We start from the raw sequence: 23,658 nt of genomic DNA on the forward strand, positions 1-23,658 counted from the left end.
CTTTATCCTCTTGCGTGCATCCGCGTGGCAGCCTGAGCATCACCACGCGCATCCCGCGTTATCCGTTTAAACCCAGGCAAGGTCGCGCTGGATACCCGGCGCGACACTCAATCCTCTTACGCGTACAGCGGGTTGACCTTGTCGGCATCGATGCCGTACTTGGCGATGGCTTCGGCCACAACCTGCTTGTCTACCTCGCCGCGCTTGGCCAGTTCGGTCAGGGCAGCAACCACTACGTAGAACTCGTTCACTTCGAAGTGACGACGCAGGTTGGCACGGCTGTCGGAGCGGCCGTAACCGTCGGTACCCAGTACACGGTAGTTCTCGGTCGGAACGAAGGCACGCACCTGATCGGCGAAGGACTTCATGTAGTCAGTCGCAGCGATGGTGGCTTCGGAACCCAGTACCTGAGCGATGTAGGGCACACGCGCTTCGGCGGTCGGGTGCAGCATGTTCCAGCGATCCGCGTCCTGACCGTCACGAGCCAGTTCGTTGAAGGAGGTGACGCTGAACACGTCGGAACCCACGCCGTACTCGCTGGCCAGGATCTGGGCGGCAGTGCGCACGTGACCCAGGATGGAACCACAACCCAGCAGCTGTACCTTGGCCTTGGTGCCGGCCACGGTTTCCAGCTTGTAGATACCCTTGCGGATGCCTTCCTCGGCGCCTTCCGGCATGGCCGGCATGGCATAGTTCTCGTTCAGGGTAGTGATGTAGTAGAACACGTTCTCCGGGTTCTCACCGTACATGCGGCGCAGGCCGTCCTGTACGATCACCGCCACTTCATAGGCGTAGGACGGGTCGTAGGAGATGCAGTTCGGGATGGTGTTGGCCAGGATGTGGCTGTGACCATCTTCGTGCTGCAAGCCCTCTCCGTTAAGAGTGGTACGACCGGAGGTCGCGCCCAGCAGGAAGCCACGGGCTTGCTGGTCACCGGCTGCCCACGCCATGTCGCCGATCCGCTGGAAGCCGAACATGGAGTAGTAGATGTAGAACGGGATCATCGGGCAGTCGTTGGTGCTGTAAGAGGTGGCAGCAGCCAGCCAGGAGGACATGGCGCCCAGCTCGTTGATACCGTCTTGCAGAACCTGACCCTGCTTGTCTTCCTTGTAGTAGGAGACGATGTCGCGGTCTTGCGGGGTGTACTGCTGACCGTGCGGGCTGTAGATACCGATCTGGCGGAACAGGCCTTCCATACCGAAGGTACGGGCTTCGTCAGCCAGGATCGGGACGATGCGCTTGCCGATGGACTTGTCTTTCAGCATCACGTTCAGGGAACGCACGAACGCCATGGTGGTGGAGATTTCGCGCGCCTGTTCACCCAGCAGCGGACCGAAGGCATCCAGCGCCGGGATTTCCAGCTTGGTGGTGCTCTCGCGCAGACGGGTCGGTACATAGCCCTTCAGTGCGGCACGGCGGGCGTGCAGGTACTTGTGCTCTTCGGTACCCTCTTCGATCTTCAGGTACGGCAGGTTTTCCAGCTGCTCGTCGGTGACCGGCAGGTTGAAACGATCGCGCAGGTGACGCACGGAGCCCAGATCCATCTTCTTGACCTGGTGAGCGATGTTCTTGCCTTCGGCCGCTTCGCCCATGCCATAACCCTTGATGGTCTTGGCCAGGATCACGGTCGGCTTGCCCTTGGTCTGTGCAGCCTTGGAGAAGGCGGCGAACAGTTTGCGGGGGTCGTGACCACCGCGGTTCAGGGCGAAGATCTCCTCGTCGGTCATGTCTTTGACCAGCGCGGCGGTTTCCGGGTAACGGTTGAAGAAGTGCTCGCGCACGTAGGCACCGTCGCGGGACTTCATGGTCTGGTAGTCACCGTCCACGGTCTCGTTCATCAGCTGGATCAGCTTGCCGGAAGTATCTTTCTTCAGCAGCTCATCCCACTTGCGACCCCAGATGACCTTGGTCACGTCCCAGCCAGCGCCGGCGAACAGACCTTCCAGCTCGTTGATGACCTTGCCGTTGCCGACAACCGGACCATCCAGACGCTGCAGGTTGCAGTTGACCACGAACACCAGGTTGTCGAGCTTTTCACGCACGGCAACGGTCAGGGCACCCTTGGCTTCCGGCTCGTCCATCTCGCCGTCACCCAGGAAGGCGTAAACGGTCTGCTCGGAGCAATCCTTGATGCCACGGTCGGTCAGGTACTTCAGGAAACGCGCCTGATAGATGGCGGCGATGGGGCCCAGACCCATGGAAACGGTCGGGAACTGCCAGAATTCCGGCATCAGTTTCGGGTGCGGGTAGGAAGGGATACCCTTGCCATCCACTTCCTGACGGAAGTTGTCCAGCTGCTCTTCGGTCAGACGACCTTCGGCGAATGCACGGGCGTAGATGCCCGGGGAGATGTGACCCTGGAAGTAGACCAGATCGCCACCGTCCTTCTCGTTGCGGGCACGGAAGAAGTGGTTGTAGCAGACTTCATAGATGGTCGCGGAAGAAGCGAAGGAAGACATGTGACCACCCAGGTCCAGGTCTTTCTTGGAGGCGCGCAGCACGATCATCATGGCGTTCCAGCGGATGATGGCGCGAATGCGGCGTTCCATTTCCAGGTCGCCCGGGTAGGCCGGCTCGTCGCTGGACGGGATGGTGTTGATGTAGTCGCGGTTTGCCTTGGCAGCCACGTCCACACCGCTTGCGCGGGCTTTCTCGGCCAACTGTTCAAGGATGAACTGAGCGCGTTGCGGACCCTCTTCACGCAGCAGGGATTCCAGAGAGGCAAGCCACTCCAGCGTTTCTATCGGGTCCACATCGTTCTTCAGGATATCAGACATGGCTGGTTCCTATGTTGTTGTGATTGCACGGCATTGCACGGCGAAGGGCGCAAGCATTCGACAATTAAGAAAGCCTTGTGGGATTAGTTTTCCTGCTGACGGATCCGACGCATGGATCGCTGGATCCGGCTGTCTTCCCTCTGCATATCCAACAAGGTGTCCTCGATAAAGGCCAGGTGCTCATGACAAGCAGCCCTGGCCCGCTCCGGAGCCCCCGACAGGATAGCCTCGATCAGGCTCGCACGATGGCGACGGATCTTGGCGACCACTCCCGGACGGCGATTCAAAATTTCGTTATTGCGTAAAATGTTCTGCTCAAGCATGGGGCCCATGGCCCGCAACAGGTGCAGCAGCACCACGTTGTGGGAGGCCTCGGCCACGGCCAGATAGAACTGGGTCACGGCGGCCGATTCGACCACCAGCGAGCCTTGCTGACCGGCTTCTTCGATGGCGGCTTGCGCCAGGCGAATCCGTTCGAAATCAGCCTCGGTGCCCCGCAGCGCAGCATAGTAGGCACAGATGCCTTCCAGCGCGTGACGAAACTCCAGCAGGTCGTACTGGGCTTCCGGGTGAGTGCTGAGCAGTTCGAACAGGGGGTCGGCGATCCCCTTGCTCAGGGCATTTTGTACGTAAGTGCCACCGCCCTGACGACGATACAAGAGTCCTCTCGCTTCCAGGCGCTGGATGGCTTCGCGCAAGGAAGGGCGCGACACCTGAAACTGGATGGCGAGTTCCCGCTCGGGCGGCAACTTCTGGCCCGGCTGCAGGCTGCCTTCCAGAATCATGCTTTCCAGCTCGGCGACAATGGCGTCGGCCAGCTTGGGCTGAGTTATCTTGATATAGGGCATGAGGCTACTTTGTTAAATTGGTATTACCAATTTTATGGTTGGGGCGAAAATTAGCAGAGGGCTTGAAAAAAGTCCACCCAAAAGATGATCTGAATCAAGAAGCTCGGTTGCCACTTTGGGGGTAAAAACGCGGAATCATGATATAGCTCATAGAAAATGGTCTGACCAATATTTGTGAGTTTGCTCACCGATAACATTTATTCAACAGCATGAAAAATGGCTTGCCAGACAAGGCAAGCCATTGATTCTAAAAACACAAAATAATTTTTAGATTTTTCACTCAAAGTGAAGCTTTTCCCGATAGCGAGGCCATTCGAAACTGTCACCCGGATCCGTCTTGCGGCCCGGCGCGATGTCGCAGTGGCCGACAATACGGTCCGCCGTGATGGCGGGATAACGGTGAACAATCGCCCGGCTGAGGTCCGACAGCACCTCGTATTGCTTGTCGCTGTAGGGAAGCTCGTCGGTCCCTTCCAGTTCGATCCCGATGGAAAAATCGTTGCACGCCTCCCTCCCCTCCCAGCTCGAGACTCCCGCATGCCATGCCCTGGCGCCAAAAGGCACGTACTGTACCAGTTCCCCATCGCGGCGGATCAGGCAGTGGGCCGAGACCCTCAGTTGATGAATACCGGCGAAATAGGGGTGAGCACCGGGATCGAGGCGCCCCAGAAACAGATCGTCGATAAAGGGGCCACCAAACTGCCCGGGGGGCAGGCTGATGCCGTGTATCACCAGCAAGGAGACATCATCCGGGCTGAGCCTCTCATTGTGATGGGGGGAAGGCACCTTGCGGGCCTGCTCGCACCATCCTTCACGATCGATGGAAAACAGGGTTGTGGGTTGTGTCATCGTCTGCTCGACTCACAAATGGAAGCGATGTGCCTCTGGCGGGATGGGAAAACTGGGAACAAGTCTCTGAATTCATGGATAACGCTATGTTAGGCTGAGCCATTCACTCGCGCGATATGGGACACACTATGCACCCGATGGCACGCCGTCTCTGGCTGCTCGCCTGGCTCTCGCTGCTGGGTCTGCTGACCCTCTACTTTCATGGTCGTGAACAACCGTCGGTGACCGCCAGCGGCGATCTGCTACTCAAGGCCGATGCCAGCGGCCATTATCGTCTGGAGGGTGCCATCAACGACCAGCCGGTGCAACTGCTGCTGGACACAGGAGCAACCCGGGTGACCATACCGAGCCAGGTGGCCGCCCGGCTCGGCCTCGTCGCCACGGGCCGCAGCCGGGTCAACACGGCAGCCGGAGAGATCCAGGTCGAAACTGGCCGGATCGAAAGTCTGGCGATGGGTCCGCTGACCCTGTACGATTTGTCCGTCTTTATCAATCCGGCTGCCGACGGGGAGGAGATCCTGGTGGGCATGAATGCCCTGGGCAGGCTGGAATTGCGCCAGAAAGACAGGCAATTGCTTCTCAGACCCTTGCAGGAATAAGGCATGTTACAACAGGACATCCGCCGCGCCGTGCGCGCCGCACTTCTCGAAGACTTGGGCGATGCCCTCACCGCGCTGGATCAACCGGATGCCAGCGCCGACATCACGGCCCAGCTGATCCCTGCCGATCGCATCTCGACCGCGCGAGTCATCACCCGCGAGGCGGGCGTATTTTGCGGCCAGCCCTGGGTCGACGAGGTGTTTGCCCAGCTCGGTGGCGAAGTGAAGGTCGAGTGGAAAGTGCAAGATGGTGAACGCCTTGCCCCCAATCAGGAGCTGTTCCGCCTCCATGGCCCCGCCCGCGTGCTGCTGACCGGCGAGCGCAACGCGCTGAACTTCGTGCAGACCCTTTCCGGGGTCGCCACCCTGACCGCCCGTTATGTGGCCGAGCTGGAAGGCACTGACTGCCGCCTCCTCGATACCCGCAAGACCCTGCCCGGCCTGCGCAGCGCCCAGAAGTATGCGGTCACCTGCGGGGGCGGCAAAAACCACCGTATCGGTCTGTTTGATGCCTACCTCATCAAGGAGAACCACATTCTCGCCTGCGGTGGCATCGCGGAAGCAATCAGCGAAGCGCGCCGTCTCAATCCGGACAAACCGGTGGAAGTCGAGGTCGAATCCCTGGCCGAGCTGGAGCAGGCCCTGGCCGCACGGGCCGACATCGTGATGCTGGACAACTTCGACATCCCCATGATGCAGGACGCTGTTCGCCTCAATCAGGGCAGAGCCAAGCTGGAAGTCTCCGGCAACGTCACCCTCGATACCCTTGCCGGATACGCCGCGACCGGGATCGACTTTATCTCGGTGGGAGCGCTGACCAAGCATGTGCGGGCACTGGATCTCTCCATGCGCTTTGTCGAGGCTTGAGCAAGCCCCATCCGTTGCTCGTGCCCAAAAATATTACAGGGCTCGAAACTTGCAAAAGGCGCCATCGGCGCCTTTTCTTTATGCAGGATCCCACGACATAAGGAGTGTGAAGATGGGCCCTCCCGCCTCATGACAAGTGCCAATGGAAGCCATTTAATCTTTGATTTTTCTACACATTTCACTAAATGACATAAAAGTGGCTAACAAGGTCCCCGCCTCTGTTGCCAACCCGAAGCGCTCGGATAAGATACCAGCGTGGATAGCATTCCACTGGTGCTTATCAGGAAACATGGAAAAAAGGATATTTGACATGAAAAGACAGTCAGGGTTTACGCTAATCGAATTGATGATCGTCGTTGCGATCGTCGCCATCCTCGCCGCCATCGCCTTGCCGGCGTATCAGAGCTATACCAAACGCGCCAAATTCTCCGAGGTCATTGCCGCTGTAGGTCCGGCCAAAACCGCCGTAGAAGTCTGCGTTCAAGGGTGGGCTGGCACATCTGCAGCCCTTGGTAACAGTTGTGCAGCAGCAGGTAACAATGCAGTATCTGGTGCCAGTGCACAAACCGATAATTTTGATAACGTCGCTGTTTCCAATGCTGGTAGCATCATTACCATTACCGGTACAGCAGCCGAAGCTCTGGATAATTCCACTTATCAGCTGGTAACTTCTGGAGCAGTCCAAGCCGGACGGCAAGTTTTGTGGAAAATTTCTGGCTCTTGCGTCACCGACGGCAAATGCTAACGCATGACCTCTAGCCTTAATAGCGGCCTGGCCACCAGCTTGGCCGCTTCTTCCCTCCTCAGTGAGCCGGACTCACAGCGCTATCTGAGCCAGGCCAAGGCGCAGCGCAAGCCCTTTGTCACCTTCCTGATTGAAAACGACATCCTCGACAGCAAAGCCCTCGCCGATTTCTGCGAGCTGGAATATGGGGTACCTCTACTGGATCTGGCGGCCTTCGATCTCGCCGAGATCCCGCAGAAATACCTCAATCAAAAGCTGATTGAAAAGCACCATGTCCTGCCCATCTACACCCAGGGGCATACTCTCTATATCGCCATGTCCGATCCGACCAATGTGTCGGCTCTGGAGGATTTTGGCTTCAGTTTTGGCCTGCACACGGAAGCCCTGCTGGTCGAAGAGAGCAAGCTGACCGCCGCCATCGGCAAGCTGATGGAGAGCGAGCAGGATACCCTGGGCATGGATCATATCGACGAGGCCGAGATCTCCGAACTCGAGGTCTCCGACGAGAGTTCCCGCCTCGACGAGAGCGTCAACACCGCGGACGATGACGCCCCCATCGTCAAATACGTCCACAAGATCATGATGGATGCCATCAAGCGCGGGGCCTCCGACCTGCATTTCGAACCCTACGAGACCAAGTACCGGATCCGCTTTCGGGTAGACGGCATACTGCACGAAGTCGCCACGCCGCCGGTCAACCTGGCCAACCGCTTCGCGGCTCGCCTCAAGGTGATGGCGCGGCTCGACATTGCCGAACGGCGCCTGCCCCAGGATGGCCGGATCAAACTCAAGATCTCACGCAACAGATCCATGGACATGCGGGTCAACACCCTGCCCACCATGTGGGGCGAAAAGATCGTGATCCGGTTGCTGGACTCCTCGGCCGCCCGGCTCAATATCGATCAACTCGGCTTTGACGACCGGCAGAAGACGCAATACCTGCACGCCCTCTCCAAACCTCAGGGCATGATCCTGGTGACCGGCCCGACGGGGTCAGGCAAGACGGTCTCACTCTATACCGGCCTCAACATCCTCAACACCAGCGAGGTCAATATCTCCACCGCCGAAGATCCGGTCGAGATCAACCTGCCCGGCGTCAACCAGGTTCAGATCAATCCCAAGGCGGGGCTCACCTTCGCCAGCGCTCTGCGCTCCTTCCTGCGCCAGGATCCCGACATCGTCATGGTGGGGGAGATACGGGATCTGGAAACCGCCGAGATTGCTATCAAGGCCGCCCAGACCGGTCACCTGGTGCTCTCCACCCTGCACACCAACTCGGCGGCAGAAACGCTCACCCGGATGATGAACATGGGGGTGCCGGCCTTCAACATCGCCTCTTCGGTCACCCTCATCATGGCCCAGCGCCTTGCCCGCAAACTCTGCGATCACTGCAAGGCGCCGGAAGTGGTGCCGGAAGCCGAGTTGCTGGAGCTGGGCTTCACCCAGCAGCAACTGGCCGCCGGTTTGCGGCTGTTCAAGCCCGTGGGATGCAAGGAGTGCTCGGGAGGCTACAGAGGCCGGGTCGGCATCTATGAGATCATGCTGATGTCCGATAACATCGCCAAACTCATCATGCAGGGAGCCAACTCGCTGCAGATTGCCGCGATAGCCCAGAAGGAAGGGATGCGCACCCTGCGTACATCCGGCCTCGAGAAAGCGCGTCTTGGCGTCACCAGCCTGGCCGAAATCAACAGGATCACCACCAACTGAGTTCGCAGTGCCCGTGTCATCTCGCCGGGTGAAGCCGCTGCCATCACCCCGATGACCTTCTTCAAGCCAAGATGAGCCGGACAGGCAGCAGCATCCGGCCAACGTCGCCCAATTGCAGGATGCAGTGATGGCCACATTAGCTCAAAAACGCAACGCACCGAAAAAAGTCTTCTCCTACCGCTGGCACGGCGTCAACCGCAAGGGACAGAAGGTCTCCGGCGAGCTGCAAGCCGACAGCATCACCACCGTCAAGGCCGAGCTGCGCAAGCAGGGCGTCAACGTCACCAGGGTCAGCAAGCAGAGCCAGGGGCTCTTCTCCAAGGGCGGCGCCAAGATCAAGCCGATGGACATCGCCGTCATCTCCCGCCAGATCACCACCATGCTCTCTGCCGGCGTGCCTCTGGTGCAGAGTCTTCAGATCATTGCCCGCGGCCACGAGAAAGCGGCGGTGCGCGAGCTCATCGGCCAGATCGCCGCCGATGTGGAAACGGGCACCCCGCTCTCGGAGGCGTTGCGCCGCCATCCCCGCCACTTCGACGACCTCTATTGCGACCTGGTCGAGGCCGGGGAGCAATCCGGTGCCCTGGAGACCATCTACGACCGTATCGCCATCTACCGCGAGAAGAACGAAGCCCTCAAATCCAAGATCAAGAAGGCCATGTTCTATCCGTCCATGGTCATTCTGGTGGCCATCGTCGTCACCTCCATCCTGCTGCTCTTCGTCATTCCCCAGTTCGAGGATATCTTCAAGAGCTTCGGTGCCGAGCTGCCCGCCTTCACCCGGTTCGTCATCGCCATCTCCCGCTTCATGCAGGAGTGGTGGTACGTCATCTTTGGCGGCGCTGCTCTCGCCGTCTTCCTCTATGTGCGGGCCTGGCGAAAATCCCAGAAGGTCAGGGACAACACGGACAAGTTCATCCTCACCATTCCCGTGGTGGGCAACATACTGCACAAGGCGGCCATGGCCCGCTTTGCCCGCACCCTCTCCACCACCTTCTCCGCCGGTATCCCGCTGGTGGATGCCCTGGTCTCGGCGGCCGGAGCATCCGGCAACTATGTCTATCGCACTGCGACCATGGCCATTCGCAACGAGGTGGTGGCCGGCATGCAGATCAACGTCGCCATGCGCACCGTGGATCTTTTCCCCGACATGGTGACCCAGATGGTGATGATCGGTGAGGAATCCGGCGCCATCGACGACATGCTCTCCAAGGTCGCCGCCATTTTCGAACAGGAGGTGGACGACATGGTCGACGGCCTCACCAGCCTGCTCGAACCCATCATCATGGTGGTGCTCGGGGTGCTGGTCGGCGGCATGGTCGTGGCCATGTACCTCCCCATCTTCAAGCTGGGCTCTGTGATACACTGACCCCCTCGACAGAGGGCCGGGCGGTGCATTTCCCCCGGCCATCTGCCATCCCCGTTCCCGACACAAGCGATTGATCTATGGTGCCTTTGATCGAACTGGCCCAGGGCTTGCCCTGGCTCTATCTCTCCTTGATTTTCCTTTTCTCCCTGATGGTGGGCAGCTTCCTGAACGTGGTGATCCATCGTCTGCCCATCATGATGGAGCGGACCTGGCATGCCGAATACAGCGACTATTTCGGTAACGATGAAGAGACTCCTCCTGCAACCGGACGATACAACCTCATGGTGCCTCGCTCCCGCTGCCCCCACTGCGACCACCCCATAGGGGCGCTGGAGAACATTCCCCTGTTGAGCTGGCTATGGCTCAGGGGGCGCTGCCGCAACTGCCACGCCCCCATTTCGGCTCGCTATCCCCTGGTCGAGCTGCTCACCGCACTGCTGTCGGTCTCGGTGGCAGCCGCGCTTGCCCCTGGCTGGGGCACCCTTGCTGCTCTGCTGCTCACCTGGACATTGGTCGCACTGACCTTCATCGACCTGGACAAGATGCTCTTGCCGGATCAGCTCACCCTGCCCCTGCTCTGGGGTGGCTTGCTGTTCAATCTGGCGGGCGGTTTCGTGCCCCTGGCCGATGCGGTGATCGGTACCATGGCGGGCTATCTGGTGCTCTGGAGCCTCTACTGGGCATTCAAGCTGCTAACCGGCAAAGAGGGGATGGGGTACGGGGATTTCAAACTGCTGGCGGCGCTGGGCGCCTGGCTGGGCTGGCAAGCCTTGCCCATCGTGCTGCTGCTCTCTTCGCTGGCAGGCGCCATCATCGGCATCGGTCTCATCCTGCTGCGCAATCACCACCAGGGCAAACCCATTCCCTTTGGCCCCTATCTCGCCATCGCGGGCTGGATAACGCTGCTGTGGGGCGATAGCATCACCCGCTGGTATCTTGATGTTGTGCTCTAGCAAAAGGATCTCTGACCCATGTATGTAGTCGCAATCACAGGGGGAATCGGCAGCGGCAAGACCACGGTTGCCAACCGCTTTGCCGAGCTGGGCATCGAGGTGGTGGATGCGGACATCATCGCCCGTGAGGTGGTGGAGCCCGGCACCCCTGCTCTGGCTGCCATCGCCACCCATTTTGGCCCGGATGTCGTGACCCCCGATGGCCAGCTCGATCGCCGCCGGCTGCGAGAGCGGATCTTCACCGACTCGCAGGCCAAGGAGTGGATCAATGCCCTGCTCCATCCCCTCATCCGTAGCGAGATGCTGCGCCAGTGTGCGGCAACCCGCTCCCCCTACTGCCTGCTGGTCGTCCCCTTGCTGGTGGAAAACAGGCTCACTTCCCTCGCCGATCGGGTGCTGGTGATCGATGTGGACGAAGCGACACAAATCGAGCGTACCTGCCTCCGCGATGGCGTCAGTCGGGAACAGGCCCAGGCGATACTGGCGTCCCAGGCGAGCCGCAGCGAGCGCCTGGCGATGGCCGACGACGTCCTGGACAACCAGAGTGGCACGAGTGAGACCATCGGGCAGCGAATTTTCGCCCTGCACCAGACATATCTGGCATTTGCCTCTCAACAAGCCCACCAACTGTGAGTACACTAGGCCGGTTTATGGCTGGCCAGGATTAGGCATGATTTACGATTTTCCCCTCAATGAAAAAAGCCGGACCTATCTTCGTCTGGAGTCCCTGTTTTCCCAGATCCGCGACAATCTGGAGAGTGACCAGTCCTGGGCACATATCGCCTTCTTCAAGGGGTTGTTCGATTTGCAGGAGTTGCTGGAGCGTGGTGATCTGCGCGCCGATCTCATCAAGGATCTGGAGCGCCTCGGCCAACGCCTGAGCCACTGGGCCAGTCTGCCTGACGTCGATCTCGAGCAGATCCAGCGGATGCAGCAGGAGAGTACCCAGCTCTCCCGCAACCTGCTGAACTCCCCGCGCCCCGGCGCCCGTCTGAAAGAGGATCGCCTGCTCGGCTCCATTCGTCAGCGCTTCTCCATTCCGGGTGGTCTGTGCGCCTTCGATGTGCCGCAACTGCACCACTGGCTGGCGACCCCGGCCGTCACCCGCCACCAGCAGATGCAGCAATGGCTGAGTGACATCACCCTGCTGATGAACGCCATCTCCCTGTTGCTGCGCCTGTGGCGCGAGTCGGGCAACTTCAGCGACCAGGTAGCCACCAACGGCTTCTTCCAGGATACCGCCGAAGGGGCTGAACTGATCCGCATCCGTCTGGCGGGCACCCAGCCCTGCTATCCGACCCTAAGCGGCCACAAGAACCGCTTCGCCCTGCGCTTCCTGCCGACGACGGAACAGCAGATAGGCGACGTATCCTTCCAGCTCGCCTGTTGTTGAGGAGCGCCCCATGGTGACCAAGGTAAAGTGCCCGACCTGTCAGAGCGAGATCGAATGGGGTCCGCAGAGCCCGTTTCGCCCCTTCTGCAGCAAGCGCTGCCAGCTGATCGACCTCGGCGAGTGGGCGGATGAACAGAAGCGCATCCCGGGCGAGATCAACCCGGATCTGCTGCCCGATCCGGAACAGGGCGATCCCTGGCAATAAACACTTCACGATCAAAAAAGGGCCCTCAGGCCCTTTTTCGTTGGTATCGATTCCCTTTCAGGCAAGCGAGGCCTGCAACCGCGCGACGATGGGGCCGTTGGCATCCGGGAAGTGGTATTCGTGAAGCGAGGCCAGTGGTACCCAGCGGCACTCCTGTCCCTCCTTGCCAAAGGGCTCGCCGTGGAAGCGGGTCACCTTCCAGATATCCAGCAAGACCTGCTTGTCGGGGTAGTCGTGGTGCAGCTCCATGAAGGGGGCACAATCCTGCACCCGGATCCCGATCTCTTCCCACAATTCTCTGTCCAGCGCGGTGAGCAGATCCTCCCCCGACTCCACCTTGCCACCGGGAAACTCCCAACGATCCCCCTGATGGCGATCGGCTGACCGTTTGGCGATGAAGATATCGCCCCGTTCGTTCTCGATGACGCCCACCGCCACCCAGATCCGTTTCTTCTGTTCCATCATTGTCCTCAGCGTAAACACGGCAAACGGGCGATCCAGGGGGCAAGCCGAATGGCCTGCTGATCCCCCCGGGCCCTGAAGAGATCCTGCCCGACATGCTCATTGCCCGGCGGCGCAACCTGCGGCCAGGGCACCGCACCGGGCGGAGTGAAACAACGATCGTGTACCCGCGCGCTCTGGCGCAGATAGCGCCATAAACAGTCTCGCAAGAACCACTGGTCGATGTTCGGTGTTTCCATGGTACTGGGCTGATAGCTCGCCATCAGCGGCGCAAGGGGAGGCAGCACTCCGGCCACACCGCCCCACATGCCGGCCAGCACCAGATCGGTGTGGCTCCACCAGTCACGCATGATATGGAACCAGCGCCCCGATGCAAGCCAGTCATCGACCGCCAGCCGCTCCCGCAGATTCAGCACGGAGTCCGCATCGCGCACAAGAAAGCGCCCCACGCCCGGATCATTGGCGACCTGGAAGCGCCAGCAGAGGCGCTGACGCTGGGATTGGCCATCGGGCTGCACCCTTATCTCGGCGCCATGTTCCTGCAGGCAGGCCAGAAACCCCTGAGGGACACTGCCATCCACATAGAAGCGCACCCGCCAGCCAGGATAGAGGTAAGCTGCGGCCAGCACATTGTCGAGTGCTCCCCGCAAATAGCGGGGCTGTGCTCCCCACAAGGAGAAGGCGATGACTGCCTGCTTCTCCCCCTGCTCCGCGAGCCAGACATCCGGCCCCTCTGTCGGCAGCACCCACCCCGCGACGGGCTGCGAGACGGCCTCATCCTTGAGAGTCAGGGCACGGGTTCCCGCTTGTGCCGCTTCTTCATGGCGTCCTAGCTTGGCAAGGGAAGTGCAAAGCCCGTCATGGACCAGATAATCATCCGGCTCGCGCCGCACCAGTTCGGCCAGGTGCGTCACGGCCCGCTCATGTTGATCGGAGCGCGAGAGGCAGACACAGAGATTGCGCAGCACCTCAGTGTTATCGGGCGCGGACCGGTACGCCAGCGTCAGCACCTGTGCCGCCGAGGCGGGATCGCCGGACAAAAAGAGGTAATAGGCAAACTGCAGTTGCAGGGGAACGGATTTGTTCGTCTCTGCGTTCAGCCTGTTCAGCACACAACGGATCGCCTCCTGGCGCTTCTCCTGCAGCCAGTGCCCATGTGCCTCCCCATCCCATCCCGCCGGCAATCTGCTCATCGTCCCCTCCTTGGTCCGAAAATGAATACACCGCCCGGAGGCGGTGTATTCATCATGGCAGGGTGTCAGGTCAGCTGACCGTGACAGTGCTTGTATTTTTTACCCGAACCACAGGGGCAGGGATCATTGCGCCCGATCTTCTGCTCGTCGCGCACGAAGGTGGTATGGCCCTCGGCCCCACCCGTATCCTCGTCAGCCAGCTGGTTTTCGGCCGTGGCATGGGTGTAGGTACGGGGAGCTGCTTCGGCCTGCTGGCGCTGCTGCTCTTCCATCGCCTCCACATCCCGCTCCTGCACCTGTACCCGGCTCAGGATGCTGACCACGTCGCGCTTGAGGGTCTCCAGCATCTGGGTGAACAGATCGAAGGATTCGCGCTTGTACTCCTGCTTGGGGTTCTTCTGGGCGTAGCCGCGCAGATGGATGCCCTGGCGCAGGTGATCCATGGCCGCCAGGTGCTCCTTCCACAGACCATCCAGCGTTTGCAGCATCACCGCCTTCTCGAAGTTGCGCAGCACCTCCTTGCCGACCAGCTCTTCCTTGTGGGCATAGAGCTTGGTGGCTTCATCCAGGATGCGTTCGCGCAGCTTCTCTTCATACAGCTTGTCGTCTTCCGCCAGCCACTGCTGCAGCGGCAGATCCAGGGCGAAATCGGACTTCAGACGCGCTTCCAGACCCGGCACGTCCCACATCTCTTCCAGGGACTGGGGCGGGATGTACTCGTCGATGATGGCGCCGTAGACGTCGTCACGGATGACGTGAATAGTCTCGGAGATGTCGTTGGTGTCCAGCAGTTCGTTGCGCTGCTCGTAGACCACCTTGCGCTGATCGTTGGCCACGTCGTCGAACTCGAGCAGGTTTTTACGGATGTCGAAGTTGCGACCTTCCACCTTGCGCTGGGCATTCTCGATGGCCTTGGTCACCCAGGGATGCTCGATGGCCTCGCCCTCTTCCATACCCAGCTTCTTCATCATGCCGGTCACGCGGTCGGAGGCGAAGATCCGCATCAGGGTATCTTCCATGGAGAGGTAGAAGCGGGAGGAACCCGGATCACCCTGACGACCGGAACGGCCGCGCAGCTGGTTGTCGATACGGCGGGATTCGTGACGCTCGGTACCGATGATGTGCAGGCCACCGGCCGCCAGTACTTCGTCATGACGCACCTGCCAGGCCGCTTTCAGCTCGGCAATCTGCTCGCTTGACGGGTTTTCCAGCTGGGCGATCTCCGCCTGCCAGTTGCCGCCCAGCACGATGTCGGTACCACGACCGGCCATGTTGGTGGCGATGGTGACGGCGCCGGTCTGGCCGGCCTGGGCGACGATCTCCGCTTCCATGGCATGGAACTTGGCGTTCAGTACCTTGTGCGGGATATTTTCCTTGGTCAGGATGCCGGAGAGCAGCTCGGAGTTCTCGATGGAGACGGTACCGACCAGCACGGGCTGGCCGCGCTTCACGCACTCGCGGATGTCCTGCACGATGGCCGCGTATTTCTCCTGGGCGGTCAGGTAGACGAGATCGCCCATGTCCTTGCGCACCATCGGCTTGTTGGTCGGGATGACCACGGTATCCAGGCCATAGATCTGCTGGAATTCAAAGGCTTCGGTATCCGCAGTACCGGTCATGCCCGCCAGCTTGTCGTACAGACGGAAGTAGTTCTGGAAGGTGATGGAGGCCAGGGTCTGGTTCTCGTTCTGGATCTTGACCCCTTCCTTCGCCTCGACCGCCTGGTGCAGACCGTCTGACCAGCGACGACCCGGCATGGTGCGGCCGGTGTGCTCGTCGACGATGACGATCTCGTCCTTCTGGACGATGTAGTCGACGTTGCGCTCGAACAGGGTGTGCGCGCGCAGGCCGGCATTGACGTGATGCAGCAGGCTGATGTTGGTGGCGGAGAACAGGGAGTCATCCTCGGCCAGCAGTCCCTCTTTCTTGAGCAGCTCTTCCACGAAGATCTGGCCGTTTTCGGTCAGCAGCGCCTGGCGGTTCTTCTCGTCCACCGTGTAGTGGCCGTCGCCGGTGTACTCCTCGGAGTCTTCCTTGTCCTGCTTGACCAGCAGCGGGATCAACTTGTTGATCTGGGTGTACATGGCGGAGCTGTCTTCCGCCGGACCGGAGATGATGAGCGGGGTGCGGGCTTCATCGATGAGCACCGAGTCCACCTCATCCACCAGCGCGTAGTTGAGCGGACGCTGCACGCGCTGCTCCGGCGAGAATGCCATGTTGTCGCGCAGGTAGTCGAAACCGAATTCGTTGTTGGTACCGTAGGTGATGTCGGCAGCGTAGGCATCGCGCTTCTGGGACGCATCCATGCCGGGCACGTTGCAGTCCACCGTCATGCCGAGGAAGGCGAACAGCGGGCGGTTGGCTTCCGCATCACGCTTGGCCAGATAGTCGTTCACCGTCACGACGTGCACACCGCGGCCGGTCAGGGCGTTCAGGTAGGCCGGCAGGGTGGCCGTCAGGGTTTTACCTTCACCTGTCTTCATTTCGGCGATGCGGTTGGAGTTCAGCACCATGCCGCCGATCAGCTGGACGTCGAAGTGACGCATGCCGAACACACGGCGGGAGGCTTCACGGACGGTGGCGAACGCTTCCGGCAGCAACTGCTCCAGTGTTTCGCCCTGCTCCAGACGTTGACGGTACTCGGCGGTCTTCGCCTGCAGTTCCTGATCGGACAGTGCCTCGAATTGAGGCTCCATCGCATTGATTTGTTTTACAATTTTGCGCAAAGCCTTGAGCGTTCTGTCGTTCCGGCTGCCGATAATCTTGGTGAGCAGTGTGCTAATCATGGGTACCAACTGTTTTGGTTATATAAGCGTTCCGTCACTGGAACCTGAAGAAAAAACCTAACCCCGTCTGGCATTCAGAAAGCGCGCGGGGTTGACCTGACGACCATCTTTCAACACTTCGTAATGCAAATGAACTCCGGTTGCACGACCGGTTCGCCCCATCAGGGCAATCTTCTGGCCCTCATCGACCAGGGTGCCCACATCCACCAGCAACTTGGAATTGTGGGCATAGCGGGTGACCAGACCATTGCCATGGTCAATCTCCACCATGTTGCCAAACTCCGGATGCCGCCCTGCCCAGCTGACAATCCCCTTGCCTGTCGCCAGGATGGGGGTGCCGGGCCTGCCGCGGAAATCCACTCCTTTGTGCATCTTGGCGCGACCGTTGAACGGATCGACCCGCCCACCGAAACCGGAGGAGATCCAGACACGCTCCTGCTTGACCGGTGAGCCGGGGATGAAACCCGCATCGGTGATATGGTGGTTCATGATGAAGGATTCAAGTACCGACAGCTGTTCTTCGCGGCTGCTGAGCTGACGGCTGAGGTGTTCCATGGAATCTTGCAGTTCACCCAGGCTGACTTCCAGGTCTGCATCGTAGGAAGGGCCGCCCATGGGGGGCAGTTCCTTGAAGTTGAACTCCTCGGGATCGAGGTCCGCCTTCTCGGTCAGGCGCTCGCCGAGGGCGTTGAGGCGACCAAGTTGTCCCTGCATGGTGCCCACCTGGGCGGCCAGCATGGCAAGCTGTTCGCGGGCTTCATCGGCCCCTTGCGTGGATTTTTGCTGCTGCGCCAGGGTCAGCGCCACTTCCAGCGCCTCCATTTTCTGCTGCCAGCTCTGCCAGAGCCAGCCGCCCCCCAAGGCCAATACAGTGAAGAGAATACCGCCGACCCAGGCCAGACGTTGTTTGGGTAAGTGCAACCTGCGGCGCTGCTTACCGTGGAGGATCAGGGTAATGCTCATAGAAATCTGTCTTCTCGGTCAGGTGAGGCCAAGGGCCTGCACGGGCAATAAAACCGGGAGATAATCGGTATTAAAGGATGGAATAAACAAATGACAGGACGTCGGTGCGGAGAGATGACCGACGTCCTGTTGCACAGCTATCAGGCCAGAACCAGACCGTTGTCGTAGTAAGCGATGGGCGCTTTGTCGCCCTCACCCTCGAAGGTCACCAGTTCCCAGGCCTCCTGCTGGGCCAGCAGGGCACGCAGCAGCTTGTTGTTCAGGGCATGGCCCGTCTTGTAGGCACGGAATTCACCGATGATACTGCGATTGCACATGTACAGATCGCCGATGGCATCCAGCATCTTGTGCTTCACGAACTCGTCTTCGTAGCGCAGACCATCTTCGTTCAGCACCCGGTAGTCATCCAGCACCACGGCGTTTTCTAGGCTGCCGCCCAGTGCCAGGTTCTGGGAACGCAGGTACTCGATGTCACGCATGAAGCCGAAGGTACGAGCACGGCTGATCTCTTTCACGAAGGAGCTGCCGGAGAAGTCCAGCACGCAACGCTGGTTGCGCCCTTCAAACACCGGATGCTGGAAATCGATCTCGAGATCCATCTTGAAGCCGTTGCGATAGGGGTGGAATTCCGCCCACTTGTCGCCGTCTTCAACCCGGATGCTCTGCTTGATCCGCACGAACTGCTTGGGTGCGTTCTGTTCACGAATACCCACTTCCTGCAGCAGATAGATGAACGGATGCGCACTGCCGTCCATTACCGGGATCTCGGGAGCATCAACCTCGACATAGAGGTTGTCGATGCCCATCCCGGCCAGAGCGGCAGACAGGTGTTCGATGGTCGACACGCGAACACCGGCTTCGTTCACCAGAGCGGTACAAAGCACGGTATCACGCACCTGATCGGCGTTGGCTGGCAGCGCGACCACAGGATTCAGATCGGTACGCAAGTAAACGATCCCTGTGTTAACAGGCGCCGGACGGAACGTCATAGTGACTTTCCGGCCCGAATGCAGGCCCACACCGGTGGCCTGGACACTCGTTTTCAAGGTTCTTTGTCTAATCATGGGTGTATCCGCTTTAACAGCTCAAATTCCTGACCAGATGGTCGTTGCCGGGCCATCTTAGCACAATCCTTAAGCAACAAACAAACCAGAGCCATCAGAGGCTTAGTCTGCCTGCTTGCGCAGGAACGCAGGAATATCGAGATAATCCGGTTCGCGACGAGCTTGCGGCTCGGCGTTCACCACCTTGGCCGGGGCCTCTTCCATCACGCGAGACTGCAGGGCTTCGCTGATCAGGGGCTGACGGGCCGGACGCTCTTGAACCATGTTGTTCTTGACCAGAGTGATGTCGGGCTTGCGCTCGGCACCGATACCGGTCGCCACTACGGTAACGCGCAGTTCGTCGTGCATTTCCGGGTCGATTACGGTACCCACCACCACGGTAGCGTTCTCGGACGCGAAGGCCTTGACCGCGTTACCCACGGTCTCGAACTCTTCGATGGTCATGTCCATGCCAGCAGTGATGTTGACCAGGATGCCGCGGGCACCGGCCAGATCCACGTCTTCCAGCAGCGGGCTGGAGATGGCCTTCTCGGCCGCTTCTTCGGCACGATCGTCACCTGAGGCGGAACCGGTACCCATCATGGCGGTACCCATCTCGCGCATCACGGTACGCACGTCCGCGAAGTCGACGTTGATCAAACCCGGGCGGGTGATCAGCTCGGCGATGCCCTGTACTGCACCCAGCAGCACGTCGTTGGCCGCCTTGAAGGCGTCCAGCAGGGAGATGCCGCGACCCAGCACCTTCAGCAACTTGTCGTTGGGGATGGTTATCAGGGAGTCGACGTTCTTGGAGAGCTCTTCGATGCCGTGAGCGGCGAAGCCCATTCGCTTCTTCCCTTCGAAGGAGAACGGCTTGGTCACGACGGCAACGGTCAGGATACCCATCTCGCGGGCCACTTCGGCCACGATCGGGGCAGCGCCGGTGCCGGTACCACCACCCATGCCGGCAGCGATGAACACCATGTCGGAACCGGTCAGCAGCTCGCGCAGCGCTTCCCTGTCTTCCATGGCGGCGTCACGACCCACTTCCGGGTTGGCCCCGGCACCCAGACCCTTGGTGATGCCACCGCCGATCTGCAGGGTGGTATTGGCGCTGGAGTTACGCAGTGCCTGGGCGTCGGTGTTCACGGTGATGAACTCGACACCTTCGATGTTTTGACGAACCATGTGCTCGACTGCGTTGCCGCCGCCGCCACCCACACCTATCACCTTGATGACGGCTTCGTCAGTGTGGCTATCCATAAATTCAAACATGTTGTCTCTCCGCTTTATTTGCCTGACTCAGCAAAATCTTTAGAACTCGCCACGCAACCAGTTGCTGACCCGTTTGACCAGCCCACCTACGCTTGCCTTGGCGGCATATTCCTTGTTACTGCCGGTGGATTGGTTGGTGCGGCCGTACTGCAACAACCCGACCGCAGTCGAGTACACCGGTGCCTGTACGTAGTCACTCAATCCCCGGATATTCATGGGCTCGCCCACCCGGACCTGGCTCTGGAAGATCTGCTCTGCGCACTCCACAATGCCTTCGATCTGGGCCGCGCCACCGGTCAAGACCACACCGGCGGCCAGCTGATGCTTGACCCCCTGTGCCTTCAATTCGCTCTGCACCCGCACCAGCTCGTCATTCACCATGGAGAGCAACTCGGTGTAACGGGGTTCAATCACTTCCGCCAGTGTCTGCCGTTGCAGGCTGCGCGCCGGGCGACCGCCGACACTGGGCACTTCGATATTGTCTTCCTTGCTGACCAGGCGGCCGAGGGCGCAGCCGTAGCGCACCTTGATCGCCTCCGCATCCAGCGGCGGCGTGCCGAAGGCATAGGCGATGTCGCTGGTCACCGTGCTGCCCGCATAGGGAATCACCTTGGTGTGGCGCAAGGCGCCGCCGGTAAAGAGCGACATGTCCATGGTGCCGCCACCGATGTCCACCACGCAGACACCCAGCTCCTTCTCGTCTTCGGTCAGCACGGCGTAGCTGGAGGCCAGGGCGGAGAAGATCAGCTGATCCACCCGCAGACCCACCTTCTCCACACACTTCTCGATGTTGCGCGCCATGTCGTTGTGGCAGGTGATGAGATGCACCTTGGCTGCCATCCGCACGCCGGAGAGGCCGACCGGGTTCTTGATCCCTTCCTGATAGTCGATGGCGAACTCCTGGGGCAGCACGTGCAGCACCCGGAGCTCGTCAGACAACCGCACCGACTTGGCGGTGTGGATGACGTTGTCCACATCCTCCTGGGTCACCTCTTCGTCGGAGATGGGCACCATGCCGGTCTCGTTGCGGCAATCGATGTGCTTGCCGGACAGCCCCAGATAGACGGAACTGATCTGGCAATCTGCCATCATCTCGGCCTCTTCCACCGCGCGGCGCAGGGACTTGACCACGGAGTCGAGGTCATTGACCCCGCCCTTCTCCATACCGCGAGAAGCGTGGCTGCCCATGCCGATGACATTGAGTTCGCCATCAGGCAATACTTCGCCAACCAGTACCGCCACCTTGGTCGTGCCGATATCCAGTCCGACAATCAAATTTCTATCTGCGGTGTTGGTCATTCACTTTCTCTTCGCTTTTCTTCCAGCCAACTGCCATCCCGGTGTCGTATCGAAGATCCACGTAAGCAACCCGCTCACGGGGCTCGATGACCGGAAAGGCATCGATAAACCGCTGCAGACGAAGCGCGATATCCGAGCGCCCCACAAACAGCTGAATGTTGCCATCCAGGGTCAGTTCCCAGGCATGGCGGGGGGTCAGATTCACCCCCAGCAACTTGTATCCCTTGGCCGCCAGCAGCGTTTCGTACTGATGGCTGGCTTCCAGCACCTTGGCGGCCTGATCATCGGGCCCGGACAACTGCATCAGGGGCTTCTTCACCCTGTCCGGGGCACTGAACACCTCACCCTTGGTGTTGACGAAGCGGTTGCCGTTCCAGCGAGCCGCCACATCCTGTTCCGTGAGATAGACCTTGATCTTGTTCGGCCACTTCTTTCGTACCGAGACCTGGGCCACCCAGGGCAGCGCGTTCAGACGCGCCTGCAATTCGTTCACATCCAGCTCGAAGAAGTTGCGAAGTTCGGCACCATCCAGCACGGCAGCACGCAACTCATCGGCCTTCAAATATTCGTGTTGCCCCTGCAGCAACAGCTCGCTCATGGGCAACCGACTGGCATCCGTCAGCCAGTCTTTAACATCCAGCGCAGTCTGGTAGAGCCCCCACATGACCAGGATGAAAAATGCCACCCCGGCGATGAAGCCCCCCTTGGTGCGCCCTTGTGCCCTTGCCTCCACCCGATCGATCCCCGTAAAACGCGCCATGCCGGCCACTTGCAGACCGGTTCGCCATTATATAGGCCTCGGCTTGGCGGTCAAAATACTCATTGGGCCCTCAGGCACCGGATTTCATGCTATCCACGCTCAATTTCATCTCGCCGAGACGACGGGCCAGCGCACCGACGTTACCCGCCCCCTGGGTCAATACCAGATCCCCCTCGCCAATCAGGTCGGCCAGCACCGCGGGCACATCGTCCGGCGTTGCGACAAAGATGGGCTCCAGGGTGCCGCGGGAGCGGATGGAACGGCACAGGGCACGACCATCGGCACCGGGAATGGGCTCCTCACCGGCGGCATAGACCTCCAGCATCACCAGCACGTCCACCTTGGAAAGCACGTCCGCGAAATCTTCGTAGAGATCCCGGGTCCGGCTGTAGCGGTGCGGCTGGAACACCATCACCAGCCGCTTCTCGGGCCAGCCGGCGCGAGCGGCGTTGATGGTCACCTTCACTTCGCTCGGGTGATGACCGTAATCGTCCACCAGCATGGCCTTGCCACGGCCGGTTTCAAACTCGCCATATTGCTGGAAGCGGCGCCCCACCCCTTCAAACTTGGAAAGTGCCTGGATGATGGCCTCGTCGCCGATGCCGTCTTCGGTTGCCACCGCAATGGCGGCGGCGGCGTTGAGGGCGTTGTGGATGCCCGGCAGATTCAGGGTCACCTCCAGCTCACCCGCCCCTGCACGGCGCACCCGGAAACTGCTGCGATTGCTGGTCTGCACGAAGTCCAGCACCTGCACATCGGCATCATCGCTCAGACCGTAGGTGAGGGTGGGACGGGCGATCTCCGGCAGCATGGCGCGGATCACGGGGTCATCCACGCACACCACGGCCAGGCCGTAGAACGGCAGGTTGTGCAGGAAATCGATGAAGGTGGCCTTCAACCTGGAGAAATCGCCACCATAGGTGTCCATGTGATCCGCTTCGATATTGGTCACGATGGAGACCATGGGTTGCAGATGCAGGAAGGAGGCGTCGCTCTCGTCCGCCTCGGCAATCAGATAACGGCTGCTGCCCAGGCGGGCATTGGTGCCGGCGCTGTTGAGCAGACCGCCGATGACGAAGGTGGGGTCGCGATCCGCCTCGGCATAGATGCTCGCCACCAGACTGGTGGTGGTGGTCTTGCCGTGGGTCCCAGCAATGGCGATGCCGTGACGGAAGCGCATCAGTTCCGCCAGCATTTCGGCGCGGCGCACCACGGGAATACGCAGCTCGCGGGCAGCCAGCAGCTCGGGGTTGTCCTGCTTGATGGCGGTGGAAACCACCACCACGCTGGCACCGTCCACATGCTCGGCACTGTGACCGACAAAGATGTGTGCGCCCAAAGAGGCCAGGCGTTCAGTCACCCCGTTGCGGGCCAGATCCGAGCCGGTCACCTGATACCCTTCATTGGCAAGCACTTCCGCAATACCGCCCATACCGGCGCCACCGATGCCGATGAAGTGGATGCGACGCACGCGGCGCATTTCGGGGATAACGGTACGCAGTTTTGCCAGTTCAACCTTGGTCATAGTTCTTTCTCAATTCGCGGCCACAGGCCATTTTCAT

General features: G+C 60.2%; 21 protein-coding genes. 9 read left to right on the top strand and 12 right to left on the bottom strand.

What is annotated here, in order from left to right; translation table 11 throughout:
- Positions 1 to 116 precede the first annotated feature (116 nt).
- The 3 genes from aceE to ampD all read right to left on the bottom strand — a co-directional run bounded on the left by aceE (position 117) and on the right by ampD (position 4,474).
- Positions 117 to 2,777: a pyruvate dehydrogenase (acetyl-transferring), homodimeric type gene (aceE, locus tag ACPW74_RS17240; protein WP_039040509.1), complete on the bottom strand. Its 2,661-nt coding sequence runs from the start codon at positions 2,775 to 2,777 to the stop codon at positions 117 to 119.
- An 83-nt stretch (positions 2,778 to 2,860) separates the two neighbouring features.
- Positions 2,861 to 3,625: a pyruvate dehydrogenase complex transcriptional repressor PdhR gene (gene pdhR, locus ACPW74_RS17245; protein ID WP_010675815.1), complete on the bottom strand. Its 765-nt coding sequence runs from the start codon at positions 3,623 to 3,625 to the stop codon at positions 2,861 to 2,863.
- 276 nt (positions 3,626 to 3,901) lie between these two features.
- Positions 3,902 to 4,474 carry a 1,6-anhydro-N-acetylmuramyl-L-alanine amidase AmpD gene (gene ampD, locus ACPW74_RS17250; RefSeq protein WP_102949050.1) on the bottom strand — a complete coding sequence of 191 codons (573 nt, stop codon included), beginning with the start codon at positions 4,472 to 4,474 and terminating at the stop codon, positions 3,902 to 3,904.
- Between the two features lie 128 nt (positions 4,475 to 4,602).
- Here ampD and ACPW74_RS17255 point away from each other — a divergent pair, with 128 nt between their 5' ends.
- The 9 genes from ACPW74_RS17255 to yacG all read left to right on the top strand — a co-directional run bounded on the left by ACPW74_RS17255 (position 4,603) and on the right by yacG (position 12,315).
- Positions 4,603 to 5,073 carry a retropepsin-like aspartic protease family protein gene (locus ACPW74_RS17255; protein WP_104452204.1) on the top strand — a complete coding sequence of 157 codons (471 nt, stop codon included), beginning with the start codon at positions 4,603 to 4,605 and terminating at the stop codon, positions 5,071 to 5,073.
- Positions 5,074 to 5,076: 3 nt separating this feature from the next.
- The gene (nadC, locus tag ACPW74_RS17260) at positions 5,077 to 5,940 is read left to right on the top strand and encodes a carboxylating nicotinate-nucleotide diphosphorylase (protein WP_041211785.1); all 864 of its coding nucleotides are present in this window, start codon (positions 5,077 to 5,079) and stop codon (positions 5,938 to 5,940) included.
- 310 nt (positions 5,941 to 6,250) lie between these two features.
- Positions 6,251 to 6,685: a pilin gene (locus tag ACPW74_RS17265; RefSeq protein ID WP_139737860.1), complete on the top strand. Its 435-nt coding sequence runs from the start codon at positions 6,251 to 6,253 to the stop codon at positions 6,683 to 6,685.
- A 3-nt stretch (positions 6,686 to 6,688) separates the two neighbouring features.
- Positions 6,689 to 8,395 (top strand): PilB family type IVa pilus assembly ATPase TapB, encoded by a 1,707-nt coding sequence (tapB, locus tag ACPW74_RS17270; protein WP_279981984.1) that lies wholly within the window; start codon positions 6,689 to 6,691, stop codon positions 8,393 to 8,395.
- Between the two features lie 127 nt (positions 8,396 to 8,522).
- A complete protein-coding gene (locus tag ACPW74_RS17275; RefSeq protein ID WP_279981986.1) occupies positions 8,523 to 9,764 on the top strand; it encodes a type II secretion system F family protein in 1,242 nt (413 codons plus the stop codon).
- A gap of 77 nt (positions 9,765 to 9,841) precedes the next feature.
- Complete coding sequence (locus ACPW74_RS17280; protein ID WP_104452201.1) at positions 9,842 to 10,717, top strand: prepilin peptidase; 876 nt, start codon at positions 9,842 to 9,844, stop codon at positions 10,715 to 10,717.
- Between the two features lie 18 nt (positions 10,718 to 10,735).
- On the top strand, positions 10,736 to 11,350 hold the full coding sequence (gene coaE, locus ACPW74_RS17285; protein ID WP_279981987.1) for a dephospho-CoA kinase: 615 nt from the start codon (positions 10,736 to 10,738) through the stop codon (positions 11,348 to 11,350).
- Positions 11,351 to 11,387: 37 nt separating this feature from the next.
- Positions 11,388 to 12,110 carry a cell division protein ZapD gene (zapD, locus tag ACPW74_RS17290; RefSeq protein WP_010675825.1) on the top strand — a complete coding sequence of 241 codons (723 nt, stop codon included), beginning with the start codon at positions 11,388 to 11,390 and terminating at the stop codon, positions 12,108 to 12,110.
- 10 nt (positions 12,111 to 12,120) lie between these two features.
- Positions 12,121 to 12,315, top strand: a complete 195-nt coding sequence (yacG, locus tag ACPW74_RS17295; protein WP_039040499.1) for a DNA gyrase inhibitor YacG — start codon at positions 12,121 to 12,123, stop codon at positions 12,313 to 12,315.
- A 57-nt stretch (positions 12,316 to 12,372) separates the two neighbouring features.
- On the opposite strand, the gene mutT is transcribed toward yacG, so the two are convergent.
- The 9 genes from mutT to murC form a co-directional block, all read right to left on the bottom strand.
- On the bottom strand, positions 12,373 to 12,777 hold the full coding sequence (gene mutT / locus ACPW74_RS17300; RefSeq protein WP_174213873.1) for an 8-oxo-dGTP diphosphatase MutT: 405 nt from the start codon (positions 12,775 to 12,777) through the stop codon (positions 12,373 to 12,375).
- A gap of 8 nt (positions 12,778 to 12,785) precedes the next feature.
- A complete protein-coding gene (locus ACPW74_RS17305; protein WP_279981989.1) occupies positions 12,786 to 13,970 on the bottom strand; it encodes a tetratricopeptide repeat protein in 1,185 nt (394 codons plus the stop codon).
- A 65-nt stretch (positions 13,971 to 14,035) separates the two neighbouring features.
- Complete coding sequence (secA, locus tag ACPW74_RS17310; protein ID WP_041211791.1) at positions 14,036 to 16,756, bottom strand: preprotein translocase subunit SecA; 2,721 nt, start codon at positions 16,754 to 16,756, stop codon at positions 14,036 to 14,038.
- A gap of 57 nt (positions 16,757 to 16,813) precedes the next feature.
- Entirely contained in the window at positions 16,814 to 17,719 is a 906-nt protein-coding gene (locus ACPW74_RS17315) for a M23 family metallopeptidase (protein WP_039040495.1), read from the bottom strand.
- A gap of 140 nt (positions 17,720 to 17,859) precedes the next feature.
- Complete coding sequence (gene lpxC / locus ACPW74_RS17320; RefSeq protein ID WP_010675831.1) at positions 17,860 to 18,783, bottom strand: UDP-3-O-acyl-N-acetylglucosamine deacetylase; 924 nt, start codon at positions 18,781 to 18,783, stop codon at positions 17,860 to 17,862.
- Positions 18,784 to 18,885: 102 nt separating this feature from the next.
- Positions 18,886 to 20,037, bottom strand: coding sequence for a cell division protein FtsZ (gene ftsZ / locus ACPW74_RS17325; protein WP_005305686.1), 1,152 nt, complete (start codon positions 20,035 to 20,037; stop codon positions 18,886 to 18,888).
- A 39-nt stretch (positions 20,038 to 20,076) separates the two neighbouring features.
- Positions 20,077 to 21,336, bottom strand: coding sequence for a cell division protein FtsA (gene ftsA, locus ACPW74_RS17330; RefSeq protein WP_010675832.1), 1,260 nt, complete (start codon positions 21,334 to 21,336; stop codon positions 20,077 to 20,079).
- Entirely contained in the window at positions 21,317 to 22,069 is a 753-nt protein-coding gene (locus ACPW74_RS17335) for a cell division protein FtsQ/DivIB (protein ID WP_029314839.1), read from the bottom strand. The genes ftsA and ACPW74_RS17335 overlap by 20 nt, the downstream gene beginning before the upstream one ends.
- 97 nt (positions 22,070 to 22,166) lie before the next feature.
- Entirely contained in the window at positions 22,167 to 23,621 is a 1,455-nt protein-coding gene (gene murC / locus ACPW74_RS17340) for a UDP-N-acetylmuramate--L-alanine ligase (protein WP_113978312.1), read from the bottom strand.
- Positions 23,622 to 23,658 lie beyond the last annotated feature (37 nt).

The sequence above is a fragment of the Aeromonas sp. INTO2 genome, assembly GCF_049860605.1.
Classification (GTDB): domain Bacteria; phylum Pseudomonadota; class Gammaproteobacteria; order Enterobacterales; family Aeromonadaceae; genus Aeromonas; species Aeromonas caviae.

What these genes read in the sequence shown, in the direction of transcription:
- aceE (WP_039040509.1), bottom strand. Translation starts at nt 2,777, where the DNA reads ATGTCTGATATCCTGAAGAACGATGTGGACCCGATAGAAACGCTGGAG.
- pdhR (WP_010675815.1), bottom strand. Translation starts at nt 3,625, where the DNA reads ATGCCCTATATCAAGATAACTCAGCCCAAGCTGGCCGACGCCATTGTC.
- ampD (WP_102949050.1), bottom strand. Translation starts at nt 4,474, where the DNA reads ATGACACAACCCACAACCCTGTTTTCCATCGATCGTGAAGGATGGTGC.
- ACPW74_RS17255 (WP_104452204.1), top strand. Translation starts at nt 4,603, where the DNA reads ATGCACCCGATGGCACGCCGTCTCTGGCTGCTCGCCTGGCTCTCGCTG.
- nadC (WP_041211785.1), top strand. Translation starts at nt 5,077, where the DNA reads ATGTTACAACAGGACATCCGCCGCGCCGTGCGCGCCGCACTTCTCGAA.
- ACPW74_RS17265 (WP_139737860.1), top strand. Translation starts at nt 6,251, where the DNA reads ATGAAAAGACAGTCAGGGTTTACGCTAATCGAATTGATGATCGTCGTT.
- tapB (WP_279981984.1), top strand. Translation starts at nt 6,689, where the DNA reads ATGACCTCTAGCCTTAATAGCGGCCTGGCCACCAGCTTGGCCGCTTCT.
- ACPW74_RS17275 (WP_279981986.1), top strand. Translation starts at nt 8,523, where the DNA reads ATGGCCACATTAGCTCAAAAACGCAACGCACCGAAAAAAGTCTTCTCC.
- ACPW74_RS17280 (WP_104452201.1), top strand. Translation starts at nt 9,842, where the DNA reads ATGGTGCCTTTGATCGAACTGGCCCAGGGCTTGCCCTGGCTCTATCTC.
- coaE (WP_279981987.1), top strand. Translation starts at nt 10,736, where the DNA reads ATGTATGTAGTCGCAATCACAGGGGGAATCGGCAGCGGCAAGACCACG.
- zapD (WP_010675825.1), top strand. Translation starts at nt 11,388, where the DNA reads ATGATTTACGATTTTCCCCTCAATGAAAAAAGCCGGACCTATCTTCGT.
- yacG (WP_039040499.1), top strand. Translation starts at nt 12,121, where the DNA reads ATGGTGACCAAGGTAAAGTGCCCGACCTGTCAGAGCGAGATCGAATGG.
- mutT (WP_174213873.1), bottom strand. Translation starts at nt 12,777, where the DNA reads ATGGAACAGAAGAAACGGATCTGGGTGGCGGTGGGCGTCATCGAGAAC.
- ACPW74_RS17305 (WP_279981989.1), bottom strand. Translation starts at nt 13,970, where the DNA reads ATGAGCAGATTGCCGGCGGGATGGGATGGGGAGGCACATGGGCACTGG.
- secA (WP_041211791.1), bottom strand. Translation starts at nt 16,756, where the DNA reads ATGATTAGCACACTGCTCACCAAGATTATCGGCAGCCGGAACGACAGA.
- ACPW74_RS17315 (WP_039040495.1), bottom strand. Translation starts at nt 17,719, where the DNA reads ATGAGCATTACCCTGATCCTCCACGGTAAGCAGCGCCGCAGGTTGCAC.
- lpxC (WP_010675831.1), bottom strand. Translation starts at nt 18,783, where the DNA reads ATGATTAGACAAAGAACCTTGAAAACGAGTGTCCAGGCCACCGGTGTG.
- ftsZ (WP_005305686.1), bottom strand. Translation starts at nt 20,037, where the DNA reads ATGTTTGAATTTATGGATAGCCACACTGACGAAGCCGTCATCAAGGTG.
- ftsA (WP_010675832.1), bottom strand. Translation starts at nt 21,336, where the DNA reads ATGACCAACACCGCAGATAGAAATTTGATTGTCGGACTGGATATCGGC.
- murC (WP_113978312.1), bottom strand. Translation starts at nt 23,621, where the DNA reads ATGACCAAGGTTGAACTGGCAAAACTGCGTACCGTTATCCCCGAAATG.